The 16,032-nt window shown below is 66.4% G+C and carries 20 protein-coding genes and 1 pseudogene; 11 read left to right on the forward strand and 10 right to left on the reverse strand.

The window, feature by feature from the left end; all coding sequences use genetic code 11:
- Window positions 1-635 precede the first annotated feature (635 nt).
- A complete protein-coding gene (locus ABZ803_RS25345) occupies window positions 636-1,424 on the reverse strand; it encodes a hypothetical protein (RefSeq protein WP_357042862.1) in 789 nt (262 codons plus the stop codon).
- A 396-nt stretch (window positions 1,425-1,820) separates the two neighbouring features.
- On the opposite strand from ABZ803_RS25345, the gene ABZ803_RS25350 reads away from it, so the two are divergent.
- Complete coding sequence (locus tag ABZ803_RS25350; protein WP_357042865.1) at window positions 1,821-1,973, forward strand: hypothetical protein; 153 nt, start codon at window positions 1,821-1,823, stop codon at window positions 1,971-1,973.
- Between the two features lie 60 nt (window positions 1,974-2,033).
- The gene (locus ABZ803_RS25355; protein WP_357042868.1) at window positions 2,034-2,663 is read left to right on the forward strand and encodes a TetR/AcrR family transcriptional regulator; all 630 of its coding nucleotides are present in this window, start codon (window positions 2,034-2,036) and stop codon (window positions 2,661-2,663) included.
- A 101-nt stretch (window positions 2,664-2,764) separates the two neighbouring features.
- Here the strand turns inward: ABZ803_RS25355 and ABZ803_RS25360 are convergent, their stop codons facing one another.
- Window positions 2,765-3,151 carry a hypothetical protein gene (locus ABZ803_RS25360; protein ID WP_357042871.1) on the reverse strand — a complete coding sequence of 129 codons (387 nt, stop codon included), beginning with the start codon at window positions 3,149-3,151 and terminating at the stop codon, window positions 2,765-2,767.
- A 91-nt stretch (window positions 3,152-3,242) separates the two neighbouring features.
- Here ABZ803_RS25360 and ABZ803_RS25365 point away from each other — a divergent pair, with 91 nt between their 5' ends.
- Window positions 3,243-3,404: a tyrosine-protein phosphatase gene (locus ABZ803_RS25365; protein ID WP_357042874.1), complete on the forward strand. Its 162-nt coding sequence runs from the start codon at window positions 3,243-3,245 to the stop codon at window positions 3,402-3,404.
- 47 nt (window positions 3,405-3,451) lie between these two features.
- Here ABZ803_RS25365 and ABZ803_RS25370 read toward each other — a convergent pair whose 3' ends face one another.
- Genes ABZ803_RS25370 through ABZ803_RS25380 form a run of 3 tightly spaced genes read right to left on the reverse strand, consistent with a single transcriptional unit; the run spans window position 3,452 to window position 5,703 of the window.
- Window positions 3,452-4,264 (reverse strand): class I SAM-dependent methyltransferase, encoded by an 813-nt coding sequence (locus ABZ803_RS25370; RefSeq protein ID WP_357042877.1) that lies wholly within the window; start codon window positions 4,262-4,264, stop codon window positions 3,452-3,454.
- Between the two features lie 9 nt (window positions 4,265-4,273).
- The gene (locus tag ABZ803_RS25375) at window positions 4,274-4,729 is read right to left on the reverse strand and encodes a hypothetical protein (protein WP_357042880.1); all 456 of its coding nucleotides are present in this window, start codon (window positions 4,727-4,729) and stop codon (window positions 4,274-4,276) included.
- A gap of 32 nt (window positions 4,730-4,761) precedes the next feature.
- Window positions 4,762-5,703: an alpha/beta fold hydrolase gene (locus ABZ803_RS25380; protein ID WP_357042882.1), complete on the reverse strand. Its 942-nt coding sequence runs from the start codon at window positions 5,701-5,703 to the stop codon at window positions 4,762-4,764.
- Between the two features lie 154 nt (window positions 5,704-5,857).
- Here ABZ803_RS25380 and ABZ803_RS25385 point away from each other — a divergent pair, with 154 nt between their 5' ends.
- From ABZ803_RS25385 to ABZ803_RS25410, 6 genes are all read left to right on the forward strand, one after another.
- Window positions 5,858-6,709 carry a hypothetical protein gene (locus ABZ803_RS25385; RefSeq protein WP_357042884.1) on the forward strand — a complete coding sequence of 284 codons (852 nt, stop codon included), beginning with the start codon at window positions 5,858-5,860 and terminating at the stop codon, window positions 6,707-6,709.
- A 474-nt stretch (window positions 6,710-7,183) separates the two neighbouring features.
- A complete protein-coding gene (locus tag ABZ803_RS25390; RefSeq protein WP_357042886.1) occupies window positions 7,184-7,522 on the forward strand; it encodes a hypothetical protein in 339 nt (112 codons plus the stop codon).
- Window positions 7,523-7,626: 104 nt separating this feature from the next.
- The gene (locus tag ABZ803_RS25395; RefSeq protein ID WP_357042888.1) at window positions 7,627-8,838 is read left to right on the forward strand and encodes an FAD-dependent monooxygenase; all 1,212 of its coding nucleotides are present in this window, start codon (window positions 7,627-7,629) and stop codon (window positions 8,836-8,838) included.
- 751 nt (window positions 8,839-9,589) lie between these two features.
- Complete coding sequence (locus tag ABZ803_RS25400; protein ID WP_357042890.1) at window positions 9,590-10,045, forward strand: hypothetical protein; 456 nt, start codon at window positions 9,590-9,592, stop codon at window positions 10,043-10,045.
- A complete protein-coding gene (locus tag ABZ803_RS25405; protein WP_357042892.1) occupies window positions 10,038-10,391 on the forward strand; it encodes a hypothetical protein in 354 nt (117 codons plus the stop codon). The genes ABZ803_RS25400 and ABZ803_RS25405 overlap by 8 nt, the downstream gene beginning before the upstream one ends.
- A gap of 216 nt (window positions 10,392-10,607) precedes the next feature.
- Window positions 10,608-10,730 carry a hypothetical protein gene (locus ABZ803_RS25410; protein WP_357042894.1) on the forward strand — a complete coding sequence of 41 codons (123 nt, stop codon included), beginning with the start codon at window positions 10,608-10,610 and terminating at the stop codon, window positions 10,728-10,730.
- 179 nt (window positions 10,731-10,909) lie between these two features.
- Here the strand turns inward: ABZ803_RS25410 and ABZ803_RS25415 are convergent, their stop codons facing one another.
- Both ABZ803_RS25415 and ABZ803_RS25420 read right to left on the reverse strand, forming a co-directional pair.
- On the reverse strand, window positions 10,910-11,683 hold the full coding sequence (locus ABZ803_RS25415; protein ID WP_357042896.1) for a transcriptional regulator: 774 nt from the start codon (window positions 11,681-11,683) through the stop codon (window positions 10,910-10,912).
- A 333-nt stretch (window positions 11,684-12,016) separates the two neighbouring features.
- Complete coding sequence (locus tag ABZ803_RS25420) at window positions 12,017-12,898, reverse strand: SDR family NAD(P)-dependent oxidoreductase (protein WP_357042898.1); 882 nt, start codon at window positions 12,896-12,898, stop codon at window positions 12,017-12,019.
- Window positions 12,899-12,959: 61 nt separating this feature from the next.
- Here ABZ803_RS25420 and ABZ803_RS25425 point away from each other — a divergent pair, with 61 nt between their 5' ends.
- Entirely contained in the window at window positions 12,960-13,577 is a 618-nt protein-coding gene (locus ABZ803_RS25425) for a TetR family transcriptional regulator (protein WP_357042900.1), read from the forward strand.
- A 296-nt stretch (window positions 13,578-13,873) separates the two neighbouring features.
- Here the strand turns inward: ABZ803_RS25425 and ABZ803_RS25430 are convergent.
- Window positions 13,874-14,020 (reverse strand): annotated as a pseudogene (locus tag ABZ803_RS25430) (transcriptional regulator); the annotation flags it as partial.
- A gap of 345 nt (window positions 14,021-14,365) precedes the next feature.
- Between ABZ803_RS25430 and ABZ803_RS25435 the strand changes: the two are divergent.
- The gene (locus ABZ803_RS25435; RefSeq protein ID WP_357042902.1) at window positions 14,366-15,007 is read left to right on the forward strand and encodes a class I SAM-dependent methyltransferase; all 642 of its coding nucleotides are present in this window, start codon (window positions 14,366-14,368) and stop codon (window positions 15,005-15,007) included.
- 121 nt (window positions 15,008-15,128) lie between these two features.
- Here ABZ803_RS25435 and ABZ803_RS25440 read toward each other — a convergent pair whose 3' ends face one another.
- Together ABZ803_RS25440 and ABZ803_RS25445 are read right to left on the reverse strand one after the other, a co-directional pair.
- Window positions 15,129-15,308: a DUF6011 domain-containing protein gene (locus ABZ803_RS25440; protein ID WP_357042904.1), complete on the reverse strand. Its 180-nt coding sequence runs from the start codon at window positions 15,306-15,308 to the stop codon at window positions 15,129-15,131.
- 76 nt (window positions 15,309-15,384) lie between these two features.
- Window positions 15,385-16,026 carry a maleylpyruvate isomerase family mycothiol-dependent enzyme gene (locus ABZ803_RS25445; protein WP_357042906.1) on the reverse strand — a complete coding sequence of 214 codons (642 nt, stop codon included), beginning with the start codon at window positions 16,024-16,026 and terminating at the stop codon, window positions 15,385-15,387.
- Window positions 16,027-16,032 lie beyond the last annotated feature (6 nt).

Consider the following 16,032-nt stretch of genomic DNA (forward strand, 5'->3'; position numbering starts at 1 on the left):
CCGGAGCCGCATGCTGGAGTGCACTCGCGCACGCGGTGGCCACCAGTGGAAACACGCTCTAACCTGCACCGATTCCTGGCACCTCTGCCAGATTGCGACACATCTGCCGCCTGCGAAAAGTTTGCTAGCGGGGGTGGTCGGCGGTGATCGCGCCGGTCATCCCGCCGCAGTCGCCGTTGCAGGAACTCATTTACGGACCGCAGGTCACGAACCGCGTGGTTCGTACCCCGACGGTGATGTCGTCTATGGTCTCTGCACCGTCGGCGACGGAGGCCGCGTCCTCGACAAGCACACCGCCACCGGCCTCGACTGGCGGCCGGGCTCTCGCCTGGAACTGACCCGGCTCGATGCCGGAGTGCTGCCGGCGCGAAGGTCACCGGACGGTCACACCGTCATCGCCACAGGTGGGTACTGCTCGGCATCGACGTCGACGGCCCGAGCACGGGTCAGCGAACTCGGATAGCGAGGCGCCTACACCGCTGAGTTCTCCCGCCGCTCGAACCCGACGGCACCCGCACCCGAGGGAAGCAGTGTTCGCGTCTTTCGTGGCACCCGAACGGACGGTCAACGGTGCGCGTTCATTTTCGGCGTGCCCGCAGCGTCATCGGCGTCAACGTGTAGCCGAATTCAGCTCACTACGTGGCGGCTGTGGATGCGGCGGCGACGATCCAGTTGCCGAATTCCACGGCAAGGTGCCATCGGTGCTGGTGGATGAACCGAGTGGGCAGACTCGCCGGGAACTGCACGGTCAGCAGGGCTTCCATCGTTGCGCGGCGGTTGAGGAATTGGTGTCGTACGCCGCCGATCACGAGGCCGTCGTCGAGCACGGCTTGGCCCGCGATCTGGTGGGGGTAGCGGGGGTCGGCAGGGATGGTCAGCGCTTCGGTGCTGCCGTAGTCGACGAGAAATCGAGTGGCCAGGGGTGACCCGCCGGTGGTTTCGACGACTTCCTGGCGGCCGTCGGGAAGACCGCGCAAGAGGTAGTGGTCGGGGCAGGCGTCGACCATATCGGTCTCGGCGTTGGTGGCGGTGAGGCCGGAGAACCAGGCGGCGAATCGTTCGGCGCTGTAGCCGGGAATCTCCAAGCGGGTGACGGCGTGCTCGGTGCTGCCCCGGCTGAGCGCGACCCCGGTGCGCGTCATCCGCTCGGCGATCTCGAGGTCACGCCTCAGCGCGGCGTACACGCCCGCGTGCCCCAAGCGAGTCTTCATCGAGGTCAACGCGGATCGTTGCGCGTCGAGCGGAGCGCCGAGCAGTCCGTCCAACCGCTTTCCCGGCGCGAGTTCGGCGAAGGCTCGCGATCCCAGACGGCGGGCGAGCTTGGTCAGCACCACCTCGGCCCGGCGGGCTTCCCATGCTCGTACTTGTTCCCGCGAGATTTGTTCGCCGCCAATGTACGTCCGAATCGCGATGGGCTCGCGCATGAGCTTCGCCTTCCTCTCCGTTTTCCGTCCCGACCACTTCCGTCGGCGGGGTGAACCAACGTCGGCCCGCTCGGGAAGCGCGGTCGGCTAACGCCGGGCAGATCAGCGTCAACGTAATCCCACACTCGCACAAACGCAAGTATTTCTGGCGTTAACAGCCCAGCGTTGTGGACAGGGTGATCCGAGTCACCCGCTACGGGGGACTCGACTCCCTGATCGATCGGTTCGCCGTCGCCGTTGACGACATCGCCGCCGCGCCGTCGCCCTGTCGAGGGCGCGCACCCTGATCGGCTCGGACGGACTGCGGGCACTAGTCGCCGCCGAACTCGCGACCTCCCTATCCGCTCGCCGTCATCGGAACCGCCGCACTCGCCGACGGCATCGTCATCCAGGGGCGTGCGGCACCAGTTCCACGACGAGCCCGGCGAGGGCTTCCGCAGCCGTCTTGCGGTGGCCTTCCCGGCGGCCGTTCCGGGCCTGTACATCGCCGAACACGAGTGGCATCTAACCTGCGAGTTCGCCAACTGGATCACCGCGTACCTACGCTGACCGAACTGATCGTGGCCCGGTCCGCCCGTCACCGGCTCGCGTATCGAGTAGAACAGGGGCATGGATCAGCGCGGACGCGACGCGAGCATCGAGGAACTGTCACCGCCCCCGGCCCCGCGCAAGCGGACCGGGGGACGGTCGGCGCGCGTGCGCGACGCGGTACTGACCGCCACGCTGGAGCAGGTAGCCGAACATGGGATCGAGGGGCTGACCATCGGCGATGTCGCGGCCAGGGCGGGCGTCGCGGAAACGACGATCTATCGGCGCTGGGGCACGCGCACGGCCCTGATCGCCGAGACCGTCACCGAATTGGCGGCGGCGGGCAACCCCGCCCCCGATACCGGGACGTTGCGCGGCGATCTCCGGCAACTCGCCGAACAGATCTCCCACCTGATCTCGCGCCCCGGCATCGCGCGGCTGCTGGGCACGACCATCGCCCTGTCGGCCGATCCCGAGGTCGCCGAGGCGCGCCGACGCTTCTGGATCGACCGCTTCGAGCGAACCGCACACGTCATCGGCAGGGCTGTCGACCGAGGGGATCTGCCGTCGGACGTGGATGCCCGCGAAGTACTCGAAACCCTCTCCGCCCCGATATATTTTCGCCTCCTGGTGGTCGATGGTCCGCTCGACGACGAATTCATCGCGCGCTGCATCGAGCACACGCTCATCCTGCACGGGGTGTCCCACTGACGGTCCGCGCCTGGGGCGACCGCGCTCAACCCGAAGCCCATCCCCACTTATCCACATCCGTTCACATGCCACCCTCCACAGCTCACCGCCTCCCTCTTTCTCTAGGCACGTGCACGGATCTGTGCAGTAGGGTCGCGCCAGTGGGTAGCGATAGCCGTTACGCGGCATACGAAGCCGACCTCTGGGAACGATTGGCCGCGTTGCTGCCCTCGGCCGCGGACGCCGAAAGCTTCCGCGCCTGCCGCGAGTCCGGCCACCAGGAAGCAGGGTTGTGGATGCTGACCCAACGGCTGCTCGAGCAGCAGGTGCCCATCAGCGACCGAACACGCGCCGAAATCGAAGTACTTGCCGAGCAATGGGGCGAGCGGCTGGCCCGCCACGACGAAATCATCGCGTGCGTAAGAGATTCCGATAATGAAGCATCCATCCGGCTGCTCCCGGACGATCGGACGACGCCGGTCCCACCAGCCCGGATCGGCATTTATCACCCCCGCTCCGGCGATGCTCCCGGCTACCGCGGACCGTGCTTCGAGAACTCGCCGAATTTCGGGCGGACCGCGGCGAGCAAAGCCACCGCGCGTGACCGGGGTCGATTCGAGTGGACCCGGCATTCTCCGCGTCGAGGCCGAGGTGATGCGGCGTTTCCTCGCGAAACTGTCCGCGAACTACGGCGGCGCGGCCGAATGGTTGCTGACCAACGGGCTCACCACGGTGGAATTGGCACGACTGCGTACAGGCTGACCGCGCCGGATCAGGAGATCGCGCGGTGTGCTGCTGATGGAGGTTGATCAGAACCGGTAGCGGAGGATGCGGGTGCCTTGCCGGGACAGCGCGGTGCTGTGGCTCATGAGCCGGGTGGCCGCGCGCAGTGGCTGGGGAAAGTCGGCGACTTCCGGGGCGCGGGTGAGTAGTTGCTCCTCGACCAAGGTCAGGCCGGCGTTCCAGGTCTCGGGGTGGTGCGGGTCGTCGAAGCCCTGCGCGGCGGTGATGCCGATGGCCTTGATCGTCGGGTGGTACTTCATCGACCAGGCGGCGAAGCGGGTGTAGCCGTTGATGGCGAGTTCGCCGGTGTCGAAGTGCGCGGTCAACTCCTGGGTCATCCGCTGGAAGGTGTCGCCGGGCAGGAACGGCAGCAGGCCCTCGGCGACGATCATGGCCGGCCGGTCGCGAGGCAGCGGGTCGAGCCAGCCCGGTGTGGTCAGATCGGCGCCGATGCGCAGGGACCGGTCCGGGAGGAACTGGGGCCGCAGGTCGACGATGTCGGGGAAGTCGACGTCGTACCAGTCGACGCCGGCGGGCGGGTCGCAGCGGAGGACTCGGGTGTCGAGGCCGCAGCCGAGGTCGAGCACGACGGCGTCAGGGTGGCCGGCGACGAACGTCCGGACCGCCTCGTCGAGTTTCTTGGCGCGTAGGGCGGTGCCGCAGACGAGACTGGGCTTCAGCCCGAGCTTGGCGAAGTCGTAGTCGATCGCGTCGGCGATGCCGGCGGAGTGGATGTCGCCGAGGATCGGGTGGGGAAGCTCGGCGTCCAGAACCCTCGCGTAGAGGGTGAGCAGCAAGGTTTCCCGGAGCGGGTCCAGGTCCAGTCGCAGGCGTTGCACGAGAAGTCCTTACGTTGTCGGAGGATTGCGGGCGGCGATGTCGCGTAGCCAGGTCAGGGACTGCTGGGCGGCGCGGATACGTTCGGTGTGCGGCCCTCTGCCACCGGCGAGTTTCATGCCTTCATCGGCGATGTCGCCGAAGGCGCCGAGGCTGTCGAGCTTGCGCTGGATCACCTTGTGCCAGGCGTCGTCCTCGATGCGGTAGTAGGTGGTGCGGTCACCCGGCACGCGAACCTTGCGAACCAGCCCGATGGCGGCGAGGAAACGCATGTTGGAGGTCAGCGAAGCGCGGCTGGCCTGGATCGTCTCGGCGATCTGGCCGGCGGAGCACTCGGGCGGGTCGCAGATCATCAGCAGGCCGAGGATGCGTCCGGTGATCGGTGCGAGCGCCCATTCCTCCACGCAGAACGTGGCCACCCGCTCGATCCACCGCAGCACCTCATCCCGGTTGTCCTGACTGGACACAGCGCTCCTCCTCAGCCGACTTCTCGGAGCCGTCACTGTGTCATGGCGGCAACCGACTCGCGGGTAGGGGTCGGGGTGACGGTGGCGAGCCGGGTCTTACGCAGGTAGCGGTCGAACCAGTCCACGGCCAGCGCCATCGCCTCGTCGAGGCCGGGACCGGTGTAGAGGCCGAGGACGTCATAGGGCAGCACCTCCAGCCGTTTCGGCTCGCCGGCCCTGGCGAACGCGCTCTGTGCCTCCTCGAGCATGTGGTACGGGTCCCACCCGCCGTTGGCGACCATCAACAGCGGGGTGGGCGCCAGCCGGTGGATGAGGTTTTCCGGCGCGAAGGTGAGCAGGTGCTCGGTGGAGTCGAGTGTTTTCTCGTTGCGGTAGCTGGGGAACATCTCCGCAGCCAGGTCCGGCGTGTCCCGCACGGTCTCCCCGTCCAGACTCAGGTGCGGGACCCTGGCACTGGCTGCGCCCTCGTAGCGGCGCTGCCAGTCCTCGTCCAGCCGGTCGCGCAGCGCCTGCACACCGGCGCGGCCGGCCAACCTCTCCAGGTACCGCCACCCGTTCCACACGCTGGGACTCTGCACCACGACACACTTCACGCGGCGATCGAGCACCGCGGCCTGCACCGCGACCGAGCCGCCGACGCTGACACCCCACAACCCGATCCGTGCCGGGTCCACCTCCGGTCGGCTCTGGAGGTAGGAGATCGCGCTGCGGAAGTCTTCCACCTGCCGCTGCGGATAGTCCTGGCCCCGAGGTTCGCCCTCGCTGGCACCGACGGTGCGGTAGTCGATCGCGAGCACGGCGAACCCGGCGCGCACGAAGTGCGGCGCGAACACGGCCAGCGCCTCCTTGACCATCACCCCGCTGTGCCCGAGCACCAGACCGGGAACCGGGGCGTCCGCCTCCGGCAAATACAGGTCACCGGCACACGAGGTGCCGAGACTGTTGAACCTCGCCTGCACGGGACGCGGAGTCATCGCGACCACCTTCCATACGAACTCAAGCTAGTCAGTTCAGTCTCGACTGAAATTACTAGCAATGTCAAGTGCGCGTTTTCCGGTGCTCCCTAGCGCGAGGTAGTGAAGCAACCGCGACAGCAGCTGGGCCGCTGCTGGCCCGACGCTCCATCCCGTGCCCCCGGCCGCTCGCGGCGCCGCCGAAGACGAGGACCCGCCCGTCCGCCTCCGTTATCTGGCGATCTCCCACCTGATCTCGCGCCCCGGCATCGCGCGGCTGCTGGGCACGACCACCGCCCTGTCGGCCGATCCCGAGGTGCCGACGCTTCTGGGTCGACCGCTTCGAGCGAACCGCGCACGTCATCCGCAGGGCCGTCGACCGCGGGGAACTGCCGTCGGACGTGGATGCCCGCGAAGTATTCGAGCCGGCACGTGCACGGATCTGTGCAGTAGGGTCGCGCCAGTGGGTAGCGATAGCCGATACGCGGCATACGAAGCCGACCTCTGGGAACGATTGGCCGCGTTGCTGCCCTCGGCCGAGGACGCCGAAAGCTTCCGCGCCTGCCGCGAGTCCGGCCACCAGGAAGCAGGGTTGTGGATGCTGACCCAACGGCTACTCGAACAGCAGGTGCCCATCAGCGACCGAACACGCGCCGAAATCGAAGTACTTGCCGAGCAATGGGGCGAGCGGCTGGCCCGCCACGACGAAATCATCGCGTGCGTAAGAGATTCCGATGATGAAGCGTCCATCCGGCTGCTCCCGGACGATCGGACGACGCCGGTCCCACCAGCCCGGATCGGCCTTGCGAACGCTGCCCTGACGGGCCTGCTCGTCGTTCCGTGGCTCGAATGCCTGCGCTGCGGACGAGTGCTGGCGCGAGTCCACGCGCAGGAGCCGTGGGGAGATCTTCGCTATCTGGCTGCTCATTACGTCATCTGGCGTCACACCGCATCGGACGATGCGCTCCAGGTCTTCGATGAGTCCGACCTGCACAGCGCCTTCGAATCGCTGCTTTCCTGTAGCTGATCTCCCGAGCCAGGCATCGCCGGAGATACAAGATGGGGGCGGCAACTGGACGCCGACCGCTCCCGGTGGCACCCATCATGGCCGGCGAATGCGAGTACGCGACCGAGTCGGAGGCGGCTGCGGGCGGGGGGATCTTCGGCCCACGCCCGGAGCCGATGGCCGGACCGCCAGGCCGATACCGGAGACCACTGCTCGGCCTGGGGACGGCCGGGCAGCGGTTGTCCGATCAGGGGCGAGCGGGACGGAGCAGGCGCTGATTCCGGTCGTAGCCGAGGTCGTGGGGCGTCTCGATCCCAGCAGCTGAGCCACCCGGTGGCGTTGTTTCAACTCCGCAATTGCTCCGCAAATTGATCCGTATAGGGCACCGGCCGACCACCTCCCTGTTTCTGCACCTATTTGTCAACGCGCAACTTCTGGAGTGCGGCGAAACAGCGTAGGATTCAACTAGGTCGGGACTGTATCTGGAGCCCTATCATGTTCGAGAGAAAGAATTCACACACGAAGTTCGCCCGGTTGGCCGCCGCCAGCGGTATAGCCGCTGTCGCCGCGATTCCGGTCGTCGCAGCCGCGGCGCAAGCGCCCAGCGCGCACGCAACGACGCCTACCTCCGCAACCCAACTCGTCGACAGCCCCGGCTGGGGTAACGGCGGCGGCTGGGGCAAAGGCGGCGGCTGGGGTAACGGCGGTTGGGGTTGGGGTAACGGCGGCGGCTGGGGTAACGGCGGCTGGGGTAACGGCGGCGGCTGGGGTAACGGCCCAGGCTGGTGGAATTGGTTCAACCCACCCGGCTGGGGTGGCTGGGGCAGCTTCTAGCGCCGGTGACCGAGCCCGGACACGCACAGCGTGCCGGGCTCGGTCGCATCGAGTAGCGATATGCGCGGCCAGGTTCGACCGATCGGGCTGGAACCGGTGACGAGATGAAGATTGTGTGTGTCGGTGGCGGGCCGGCCGGGTTGTACTTCGCCATCTCGATGAAGCGGCGCGACCCGGCGCATGACATCACGGTGATCGACCGCGATCCCCTCGGGTCCACCTATGGCTGGGGCGTCGTGTACTGGGACGACCTGCTCGACATTCTGTATCGCAACGACCCCGACAGCGCCCAGGCGGTGCGTGCCGGCTCGGTTCTATGGCGAGAACAGGCAATCCATGTGCGCGACGACCAGACCGCGCATTTCGGGGGCTACGGGTTCAGCATGGGGCGCGCTGCATTGCTCGACGTACTTTCCCGGCGGGCGAGCGACTTGGGCGTCGATGTCCAGCACGGGCAAGAGGTCCACGATCTGTCCGGCTTGGCCGACACCGATCTCATCGTCGCCGCCGACGGCGCGAACAGCAGGGTACGGCAGCTGGGCGATCCTCGTTTCGGCACGTCCGTCACGCTCGGCGAGAATCGATATATCTGGCTCGGTACGGACAAGGTCTTCAGCCGCTTCACCTTCGCCTTCGAGCACACCTCGGCCGGTTGGATCTGGTTCCATGCCTATCCGTCGGTTGCCGAAAAAATCAGCACTTGCATCGTCGAGTGCCAACCACAGACTTGGCACGGACTAGGATTCGATTCCCTGGACAACTCGGAGAACTTGCGTGTTCTGGAGAACATATTCGCGCGCATTCTCGACGGTCACTCGTTGATCAGCAAGACGCGAGGCGAGTTCGCCAGGTGGAGCCGCTTTCCCGAGATAACCAACAATGCCTGGTATCACGACAATGTGGTGCTGCTCGGCGATGCAGCGCACACAACGCATTTCACCATCGGCTCGGGCACCCGGTTGGCAATCGTCGATGCCGTCGTGCTCGCACAGAGCCTGTACGAACATGCCGAGGTCGCCGACGCGCTGGAGAACTACGATGCGCAGCGGCGCGCTGCGCTGCGCCCGATCCAGGCCGCCGCCCGTACCAGCATGATCTGGTTCGAACACGCCGACAGGTATCTCGACCGCAGCGCCGTGCAGTTCGCCTATGCGATGGCGGCTCGACACGGGCCCCAAATGCCGTGGCGCTACCAGCGACACCTGCTCACCCAGATACCCGCTGTGCGCAAGATCCGGCGGGGTATCGACTCCGGGCAGCGGTGGTGGCGGGCTGCCCGACGGGGAGAACTCGCGATGTATCAGGCGCGCCGGTAATCACCGCCGAGCGGCAAGACGCAGGATCCGAGCCATCACGTCCCGGCCGGAGGAGCCCGACAGAGTTCACCCGCAAAGAGTGAGCCGATGATCGCTGGGCGGTTGGGATTCTGGCCTGGGGATCCATTCCTCGCCCAGCAAGTCGAGGACCTCGGCACTGCGGCGGCGGCGCTACCTGCCGGATCCAGCGGCTCCGGTGAGCCCCGGCACCGGCGAGTTGGACACGGGTGGTGCTCGGGCCGATTCCGTAGTTGCCGCCGCGCGCCGCGCTGCGGCCGAGCGCGGGGCAACCGTCACGATCGCAACCCCGCCGCCTCCGGAGTGATGTGTTCGCGCCTGCTGTAGCGGATTCGGTGCTGGCAATGGATAAATTCCCGATGGTCGAGCCGCTGAAGATCGATCTGGATGAGATCACATCACTTGAGGCGCAGTTGAACGAGGGCCGGTCACATCGCGCAAATCAATAGCCTGACATATCTCACCGGCCCACTCGGACAACGCTGACCCCTTCGGTGCGATCGAGGTCGATATCGACGCCGAACCAGCCCAGTTTGGACCCACCGGCTACGACCGTTGCGGGCCCGCGACACCCTCTTCTGACGACACCACGGCCGATGACATGTGATGTAGATCACACAATGGAACGGCGTCTAGAACGGCCACGTCCAAGTGGATGAATAAGAAAGCCTATCCCAGACGGCAACTCAACAGTTGCTGATGTGCATGGATCGCAACACCCAAGGGGGAGATCATGAACCACACGAAACTCACCATCATTGCCTTGATCGCAGCGACGATTCCCGCCGTCATCAGTTCCGCGCCAACAGCTTCCGCACAGCAAGTGTGGGGAGCGTGCGGTATCAGCACTCCCGAAGACAAAGTTGTCGCGAAGTACAGCAAAGCGCGGTTGAACTGCGGGAACACCGACTATGGATTCCGACACATCCAAACCAAGCACGGCGAGGAGTGGCAAGGGCTTGCAGCGATAGAAAACCGCAACTGGCGCGACATCGCTGATCTGGCGATCAGTAAATCGTTGGATACTCCCGACCTCGTTGTCCCGCAGGGCGCTAGAACCTGTTACTCAGGGCAGATATACTTGGTCAACCACGTCAACGGGCAGATCGCGAAAACCGTCGAACCCACAGTCATCGTCGATAACGGCGTCATCGTCACTGCGTTCCCTGGAGGTAAATGTCGTGCCTAGCTCGCACCCCACCACAGCCGAACTGACGCAATCGGTGATCGCGGCAGGCCGCGAGTGGCAGGTGGAGATCTCGTCGTCGGATCAGGGCTTGCAGATCACCGGCCGTGGCGGTGAACGACTGGATCTGCCCATCGAGTTCGCGGTCACGGACGATGAACTGCGCGCCTACTACGTCGAGGTGAGCAAATCCTCGCTCTATCCCGAAGACCAGAAATGGCAACAGTGGCAATCGCTGATGTCCACCCATTTGCTGGAAGCGCTGCACGAGCTCGACCGGCATGACGTGCACTGCGTCATCACCGTCGGCGAGACGGGGTTCACGGCAGTACCGCAACAGCTCAACTAACGCAATCACCCCTGGTGTGGGTCACGAACGAACGTTTCTTTCCCACACCAGGGCCGATCCGACCAGATCGGTCGTCGATTTCGTCGCACGCACCTGAGCGTGGTGCGCGGCGTTACCCAGCTACCCAGTCCTCGAACAGCTGAGGCACACGGGTATGCGAAGAATCGGAAGACAGACGATGAGCTGACCGGCGTATTCGTCGGGGGCACTTCGACTGTGCTGCCGCAGCTACAGGCGCTGGTCGATGCCACCGGCGCCGACGAGCTCTTGGTCAAGACCGATCTGTACAGCCTGAGCGACCGATGCAGGTCATACGAGCTGCTGATGAACGAGACATAACCGCTTACAGCGGTCGGATCATCACCAGCGTCTCCTTGACACATCCGGATCCGTTCGAGTCCGAGGCCGGGTGTAGATCGCTGTCCAGCACTGTGATCGAAGCTGGAGCCATGGTGGAGGAAGCGAGCGGGATTGTGCCATCGGCGGGCAGCCGGTTTCCGCGGCGGCGGTGAGTGCTCTCAGGTCACCGGCCGCGTTTCCTCGGCCCAGCTCGCGAGTAGCCGTAAGGCGGTTTGCGAGGGCGAGCCCTCTTCGACCGTGTGGGCCATCAGCGCTTGGTCCGGATCGTCCGGGAGACGCAGGGTTTCGAAGCCGAGGTCCAGTTCGCCGACCACTGGGTGCCGGTAGACGTACCGGCCGTGGGTCTTGTCCTTCAGCTGGTGCTCGGCCCACGCTTGCCGGAACTCGGGGCTGGCAGCCGAGAGTTCGTCGAGCAGCGCCGCCGTTTCCGGGTCTTCCGGGTGACGCCCGGCGTCGAGCCGGAGGTAGGCGGCCACGTCGCGGGTCTTCTCCGGCCAGTCGGCGTAGAGGCTGCGCATGCCCTCGTCCAGGAAGACCAGGCGGGCCAGGTTCCGCTGGGCGGGCGGTAGTGCGCCGAAGTCCGTGATCAGCGCGGCGGCCAGGCGGTTCCAGGCCAGGACATCGGTGTTGCGGCCGACGATGTACGCGGGCACGTCGGCGGCCGAGTCCAGCAGCCGCCGCAACCCCGGCCGGACCCGCTGCGGCGCATCCGCGCGGTCTCCTTCCGACCAAGGTCGCGCGAGCCGGTAGAGGTGTTGCCGCTCGACCGGACCAACATGACCCCTGCGCCAACCCGAACATTTGTCGCCGATGTTCCCAGGGTCTCGAGCACGGCGCGGACACGGCACACCCGCCATGTTCAACGCCTGCGGCACGCACTGCGCGAGTATTTCCCAGCCGTCGCGCTGGAAGCCTTCGCATCGTGGTGTCACCTCCTCACTTCCGAACGGGATTCTTTCGATGCTGTAGACGGCAACGGGGTCGGCCCCGGGTTCGGGCAATGAAGTGTCCGTCGCCGTCGCTCTCCGAGAACAACAGCCACGAGGAGTTCTCTCCGATCCACTGCTCGGCGGACTTCTTGGTTGGCAGGGCTCGCACAGGGCTGTCAGCGGGGAAGAGCTGGGTTACGCGAGCCAGATGTGCTTCACCCCTTCTTCTCCTCCTCGCGGGGTGATGCGGCTCTGCTCCCAGATCACGAGCACGTCCCCGGGCCTGAGTATCCGGAGAAACTCGCGGTAGCCTGGCCGGTCTTTTGTGGAGTACCGTCAGCCGCCCAGGAAGCGCTGGGTGGCGTCGTAGACGTCGCGTTGGTAGGCACGATCGCGGGAGTGGGCCGAGGACAGCTTCGTGCGTCCGGTGTCCACGCCGCGGACCGCACGGATGTAGCTGCCGCTCGGGTGGGCGGGTCCGGTGGCCGTCGCGACCACCGTGCGCGCCGGCCGCTCCGGTGAGGTCATCAACGGAGCGCCGAGGAGGCCGATCAGGTGCAGCGGACCGCCCGCGCTGCGCTGGAATCCGGTGCGCACGGCCCCGGGGTCCACCGCGTATACCTCGATACGGTCGTGCCACCGTTCGGCCAGCGCGTAGGTGTAGGCGAGGTTGGCGAGTTTGCTCGACGCGTACGCGCGCATCTGCGTCCACTCCCCCGGCAATGTCCAGTCCTCGATCGGACGGGCCCGCGCTTCCAGATACGAGGTCATCATGATCACCCGCGGCGATGAATGCCGCTGTTCACCCATCGGTTTCAGGAGCGATTCCAAGCTGTGGGTAAGTCCGGCGGCCGCAAGGTGGTTGACGGCCACCGTCCGTTCGACGCCGTCCGCGGTGAGGCCGTGCCGATCGAACGCGGCGCCCGCGTTGTTGACCAGGACGCCGAGACCGTCCGGTGCGGCGCGGTGCACTTGATCGACCAGTCGCCGCACCCCCGACCGCGTCTCGAGGTCGGCATCGACGGGAATGAGACCGCCGGGCACGTCGCCCATGCGCGCGGCCGCATCCCGCGCACGCTCCGCGCTGCGCCCGTGCACCAGTACGGTCCAGCCGAGCCGCGCCAGCGCGCGACCGACAGAGAATCCGATACCGCTCGTCGCTCCGGTCACCAGCGCGGTCGAAGCCGACGGGACCGCCAATGGATTCGTTGTGTCCATTGCTCTCATTCTCGGAGCGCAGAATGGAATGGCAATACCAAAATCGAGTTCGGAGATCCCAATGCCTGCGTCCACCGACACCCTGACCGCCAAAGGACTGCGTAGCCGCGCCAGGATCGTCGACGCCGCCGCGCGCCTGATGCTCGCGAACGGTGCGCGCGGCACTACGATGGAGGCGATCCAGCACGAGGCGGGCGTCAGCGCCTCGCAGCTCTATCACTACTTCGACAACAAACGGGACCTGCTGGCGGCGGTCATTCAATCCAGCACGGAGGTCGTGGCCGCCAACAAGTGGCTGCTCGATATGCGCTCGCTGCAGGATCTGCGCGCGTGGCGGGACGCGGTGGTCGCCGCGGCGCGCGCGACCGGCTGCCGCACAGGGTGTCCGCTGGCCTCGTTCGCCGAGGACATCCCCGACACCGATCCGGAACTCCTCGAACTGGTGGCCGCCGGATTACGCCGCCTCACCGCCGCCGTGGCCGAGGGCCTCACCGCCATGCGCGATGCGGGAGAACTGCGCGAGGACACCGATATCGACCGCCTAGCGCTCGTCGTCGTCACCGCCTACGAGGGCGGCATGCTCGTCTCCCGGGCCCAGCGCGAACCCGCGCCGCTGGAGGCGGCGCTCGACGCCGCCGTCGCCTGCGTCGAGACACAGGCTGCTCGCACGGATCGGTGACGTCGAACGAATCGCGGCCCCAGTGACAGCCCACACCGATCCCCACGACCACCTACTTCGCAACACGACCTACGTGTGAATTTGCGCGGCTACGGCTTCGTTGGAATGTTGCCGTGTTCCAGATAGAGCGGAACATGGCCTGCCAGTAGAGTTTTCGTTGTTTCCGTCAGTCGGCGAGCTAGTACTTCAGCAGGATTCGTGCATTCGCCGCGCCGAATCACGGGGCTGCTGTAGGGATAGGTGACACTGTCGTCTCCCTCCCCGTACGCGGGCATTTGAGGAGTGCGTAACCGACGTGTCACCCCGGCCAGCTGCGCGAGTTCTTCCCTGCGCGGCCCGGGAACGCGGCGCCGACCGCCGTAGTCCGGCAGGCCGAGTTCCTCGGGCCGCAAGCGCGCCCGCCGGGATCGCAGGAATTCGCCGAGTTCTGCCCGTCTGTCCAGTGGCACGTGGCCAGTATCCCCGCACCCGCTGGCGCGAACCTGGTCACGTGGTGCCCAGGCTCCGGCTGGCACTGGGTAGCCCTCGTCGCGGCGGTCAGGGTTGGAAACACGGAAACAACACCGAGAAGAAAAGAGCATTCATATCGCGGGTCGGGGTTCCGGACCGGGGCGAGACAACGGATTCGAAGTGGCCCGCAGGCCGGGAGCGACTTCGCCGGTGCAGGGCGGAGCCGAGGTTGCGGATATCCGGCCTGGTGCGCGGCAGTACTCGGATTACGTTGCGAGACAGAGGAGTTGATGTCCTGATCGCAGCCGTGGAGTTCGGAGGCCCTAGGGTGCTTGCTTGTGATCGAACCCTCCTCGCACCTTCGTGCGACGGCAGATGCCTACGATGCCGTCGCCGTCCGCTATGCCGAACTCCCCCGCGACGATCTCGAGGCCATCGCACTGGATCGCGCGGTGCTCGCCGCGTTCGCCGAAGTCACGCGGAGCGCTGATCCCGGACTCGTCGCCGAACTCGGGTGCGGCCCCGGACCTGTGACCGCGCACCTGCGAGACCTGGGACTGGACGTCTTCGGCGTCGATCTGTCACCGGTGATGATCGAGCTCGCCCGCGAGACCTACCCGCAGTTGCGGTTCGAGGTCGGTTCCATGGACGCCTTGGACCTGGGCGACGGCGAGCTGCGCGGCATCGTGTCCTGGTACTCGGTCATCCACGCCCCGCCGCAGGTCGTCCCCTCGTACTTCGCCGAGTTCCATCGGGTGCTCGCCGCTGGTGGACACCTATTGCTCGCGTTCTTCGAATCGGAGAACGAGCCGGTGACGGTGTTCGACCACAAAGTGACGGCAGCCTACCGGTGGCCGATCGACGACCTCGCGAGTCTGGCTCGCGCCGCCGGATTCATCGAAATCGGCCGGATGCTGCGTGAACCGTGCGAGAACGAGCGGTTCCGCAGAGGCCATCTGCTGATGCGCCGAGGCGGATGACCCGTCTGGAACACCGGCGCGAGACGGCGACCGGTGCAGCGGTTGCGATCGCGGCCGCCGCCATGCGCACTTGACCCGTGGACCGATCAGCCGAGCCCGCCGACCGGCGACCGGCTCGCACTCACGCCGCGACCTCGAACAATGTCAGTTCTGCCGAATTCCGCGCAGCCTCGGCTCGCTCCCGGGCGGCGCAGGTCGGTCCGATTCCCTGGGCGACCGATTGCGGCGACAGGAGCCAACCGTGACAGCGACGGCAATGGGCGACCAGTCGCACCGTGGGGCGGTCATCAATGGTGGCCACTTCGTTCTCCTCTGGCCAGGTGACTACGTCGTCAGTTTGGCACGAGGCACCGACACGAACTCCGAATTCTCGGCGGCTACCGGGTGTTCAGTCGCGGGACGCCCTCGCCCGCGAGGTGTTCCTGCCCGGCGCGGCGACCGGTGACCAGCAGGAGCAGTGCGGCGGCCGGGCCTTCGACGAGAGGTCCCGAGCCGACGGCCCAAGAGGTGTCGGTGGCGACGAGGTGATACCGGGACAGCTCGCGGGATCGGAATCCGTTCGTGGCCCAGATTCTTTCGAGAGCCGATCGCGCGGCATCGACGGGCATCTGCCGGGTGATGCCGAGGGGCACCGCGATGTCCTGGCCGTGTACCAGCAGGTCCATCAGTCGATCGGCGGGGGTGGTGCCGATCGGCGTCGAGCGCAGAGTGATTCCCTCGCGCAGCGCGGCGAGCAACTGGGGCGGCGTGGTGCGGTCGGCGAGACGGATCGCGGTCTCCCGGATGGCGCGGTCGAAGTTGCCACGGGCGCGAAGCACGTTGACCAGAATCCAGCCGAGGCCGGGGTTCGCGGAGAGCACGATGTGGGCGACGACGTCACGGACCCGCCAGCCCTCGCACAGGGAAGCGCGGTTCCAGTCGGACTCCGGCAGAGTCTCCAGCAGTTCGATCAAACTCGACCGTTCAGCGACGACCGCTCGCCACATCTGGTCGGTGGTCATCGTCGCGCTCTCGGTCATCAGCGT

This window comes from Nocardia sp. NPDC047648, assembly GCF_040642815.1.
Lineage (GTDB): Bacteria > Actinomycetota > Actinomycetes > Mycobacteriales > Mycobacteriaceae > Nocardia > Nocardia gamkensis.

Bases quoted from the DNA above. Each gene is read 5' to 3' on its own strand.
- ABZ803_RS25355 (WP_357042868.1), top strand. From the start codon at position 2,034: ATGGATCAGCGCGGACGCGACGCGAGCATCGAGGAACTGTCACCGCCC.
- ABZ803_RS25395 (WP_357042888.1), top strand. From the start codon at position 7,627: ATGAAGATTGTGTGTGTCGGTGGCGGGCCGGCCGGGTTGTACTTCGCC.
- ABZ803_RS25420 (WP_357042898.1), bottom strand. From the start codon at position 12,898: ATGGACACAACGAATCCATTGGCGGTCCCGTCGGCTTCGACCGCGCTG.
- ABZ803_RS25380 (WP_357042882.1), bottom strand. From the start codon at position 5,703: ATGACTCCGCGTCCCGTGCAGGCGAGGTTCAACAGTCTCGGCACCTCG.
- ABZ803_RS25425 (WP_357042900.1), top strand. From the start codon at position 12,960: ATGCCTGCGTCCACCGACACCCTGACCGCCAAAGGACTGCGTAGCCGC.
- ABZ803_RS25390 (WP_357042886.1), top strand. From the start codon at position 7,184: ATGTTCGAGAGAAAGAATTCACACACGAAGTTCGCCCGGTTGGCCGCC.
- ABZ803_RS25400 (WP_357042890.1), top strand. From the start codon at position 9,590: ATGAACCACACGAAACTCACCATCATTGCCTTGATCGCAGCGACGATT.
- ABZ803_RS25445 (WP_357042906.1), bottom strand. From the start codon at position 16,026: ATGACCGAGAGCGCGACGATGACCACCGACCAGATGTGGCGAGCGGTC.
- ABZ803_RS25345 (WP_357042862.1), bottom strand. From the start codon at position 1,424: ATGCGCGAGCCCATCGCGATTCGGACGTACATTGGCGGCGAACAAATC.